The 2,402-nt window shown below is 39.7% G+C and carries 3 protein-coding genes; all 3 read right to left on the reverse strand.

What is annotated here, in order from left to right; all coding sequences use genetic code 11:
- Nucleotides 1–70: 70 nt before the first annotated feature.
- The gene (locus BUB85_RS20700) at nt 71–418 is read right to left on the reverse strand and encodes an FtsX-like permease family protein (protein ID WP_073113356.1); all 348 of its coding nucleotides are present in this window, start codon (nt 416–418) and stop codon (nt 71–73) included.
- Nucleotides 408–1,175 carry an ABC transporter ATP-binding protein gene (locus BUB85_RS20705; RefSeq protein WP_073113357.1) on the reverse strand — a complete coding sequence of 256 codons (768 nt, stop codon included), beginning with the start codon at nt 1,173–1,175 and terminating at the stop codon, nt 408–410. The genes BUB85_RS20700 and BUB85_RS20705 overlap by 11 nt, the downstream gene beginning before the upstream one ends.
- A 145-nt stretch (nt 1,176–1,320) precedes the next feature.
- Nucleotides 1,321–2,268 carry a sensor histidine kinase gene (locus BUB85_RS20710; RefSeq protein WP_242945515.1) on the reverse strand — a complete coding sequence of 316 codons (948 nt, stop codon included), beginning with the start codon at nt 2,266–2,268 and terminating at the stop codon, nt 1,321–1,323.
- Between the last annotated feature and the right edge of the window lie 134 nt (nt 2,269–2,402).

Genomic DNA, 2,402 nt, shown 5'->3' on the forward strand with positions numbered 1-2,402 from the left:
ATAAGCATGGAATAAATGCTTTTACAGCAATCAGAGAAGCCCTTTTAGGGAATTCCGATATCATCTTTAACTAATGGAGTTCTGAACAGTTACAGTTTTCTTTTAAATACAAATCAGCAATCTTCTTTTTCTTCATTCCAAGGAGCATGTAAATTCCAAATTCCGTACTCCTCTTTTCCAGCATGAACTTTACCATATAGTTGATGAGCCATGCGACAATCAATACAATAAAGAACGTGGCGATCCCTATCATTGCTCCCATAATTCCGCTCATTTCAAATGTTCCTGACAGTTCCTTATCAAAAAACAGACTGCTGAACGCATACATAAAAGCAGTAATTACGCTCATGGTCATAACATAAATCAGATAATCCTTCATCGAGCGCTGTATATTGCGAAAGGATAATTTATTCATCATGGTCCAGCTCACCTCCTGTCAAGGACAGGACATCCAGAATTTCCTGCAGAAATTCTCTCCGGCTCTTTGAACCGCGTACCAGTTCATGAAAGATTTTTCCGTCGCGCAAAAATAAAATCCTTGTGCAGTAGCTGGCAGAAAACGCATCATGTGTAACCATCAGAATGGTCGCTTTCATCTGATCATTCAGCTTTGTAAATGTCTCCAGTAAAATCTGGGCTGATTTCGAATCTAAAGCTCCCGTCGGCTCATCTGCCAGCAGCAGCTTTGGATCATTGACCAATGCTCTCGCACAGGCACATCGCTGTGCCTGGCCTCCGGATACCTGATACGGAAACTGTCCCCGCACCTCATTCAATCCTAATAATTTCAGCATTTTCTCTGTTTTTTTCTGTATTTCCTTCTTTTTACTTCCATGAACGGTAAGGGCCAGGATAATATTCTCTTCGATTGTTAATGTGTCCAGCAGATTATAGCTTTGAAATACAAACCCCAGATTATCTCTTCTGAAATCTGCAAGCGCATCCTCGGATAATTCCGTAATATCCGTATTTTCATAAAAAATATGCCCGGCAGTCACATGATCTATGGTTGCGAGCATATTAAGAAGTGTGGTCTTTCCTGAGCCACTTGCACCCATTACGCCCACAAATTCCCCTTTATTTACTTGAAAGCTGACCCGGTCTACTGCCTTCGTAACATTGACATCATTTCCATAATATTTTTCTGCATCACATACCTGTATGTAATTGCTCATTTTCCATTCGCCTCTTTCTTTGTCTTTTCTAGAGCGTGTTTAAAAGGCAGGATGCACAAATTGCGGGAATGATTTTTTAAACATGCTCTAAGAATATGTTATCAACAGAATTGCTGCTTTTGTATGTGATTTACTTACATTAACCTTACATTTTTGAAAGATACGTGCTAATTGGGAACTCTATCATCATCTTTGTGCCCTTTCCCCATGTAGATTCTGCGTGTAGATCAACTCCTAATTTGCTGCTCAGTTTTTTACATATGTACAGCCCCATACCTGTTGCACGCTCATGGGCGCGCCCATTGCTGCCTGTAAATCCTTTATCAAAGATACGGGACAGTTCTTCCTTGCGAATACCAATTCCATTATCTTCCAAAATAAGCAGGACACTCTTTTCCGTCTTTCTTGTATAAATCTTAAGTAATGGATGCTCACTCTTATACTTTACACTGTTTAGAATCATCTGATTCAGCAGAAACGATATCCATTTGCCGTCTGTGTACACCTTATCCTGACAATCCACTTCCGCCTGTATCTGGTGTTCTATCAAAAACTGTCTGTTTTTGGAAAAGACCTCATATACTACTGTTTCCAGAGAAGTCTCCTGTATCATATAGTCCTTATACACTTCCTCCGAACGCGCATAATAAAGTGCCATATCTACATAATTTTCAATCTTCTGGTTTTCAAGCCCTACTGTTCCATATTCCGGACCACCTTGCTTTCTGCGATTCTCACAGATTAAAGATATGCTTGTAATTGGTGCCTTGATTTCATGTACCCAGCCTTCAATATATTCCTTGTAATCGCTCTCTTCCTCTTCGATCTGATGAATCCGTTCAATAACTGCTTTGTTTGATTTTCGTATCATTCCCTGGTATAACTTATCTTCCAAATGCCAGGACTTTGGCATCAGTTCTCCCAAAAGATATCTCTGATCCAATCCTTCCAGTGTTCTGTCCATCTTTTGAAAATACTGACGTCTCTCCAGCCAATTTGTTATCAGCCAGGAAAATAAAATAACGAACCATACTATGAGAATCAGCCAAAAGTTTGCAATCGGATAGCCAGTCAGACAGAGGAACACTCCCATAATACACATGCACACGAATTGAAGCAGCAATAATAAAAATTTATCGTAACTGTTCAGAACTCCATTAGTTAAAGATGATATCGGAATTCCCTAAAAGGGCTTCTCTGATTGCTGTAAAAGCATTTATTCCATGC

It is taken from the genome of Hespellia stercorisuis DSM 15480, assembly GCF_900142165.1.
Taxonomy (GTDB): Bacteria; Bacillota; Clostridia; order Lachnospirales; family Lachnospiraceae; genus Hespellia; species Hespellia stercorisuis.

Bases quoted from the DNA above. Each gene is read 5' to 3' on its own strand.
- BUB85_RS20700 (WP_073113356.1), bottom strand. From the start codon at position 418: ATGATGAATAAATTATCCTTTCGCAATATACAGCGCTCGATGAAGGAT.
- BUB85_RS20705 (WP_073113357.1), bottom strand. From the start codon at position 1,175: ATGAGCAATTACATACAGGTATGTGATGCAGAAAAATATTATGGAAAT.
- BUB85_RS20710 (WP_242945515.1), bottom strand. From the start codon at position 2,268: ATGGGAGTGTTCCTCTGTCTGACTGGCTATCCGATTGCAAACTTTTGG.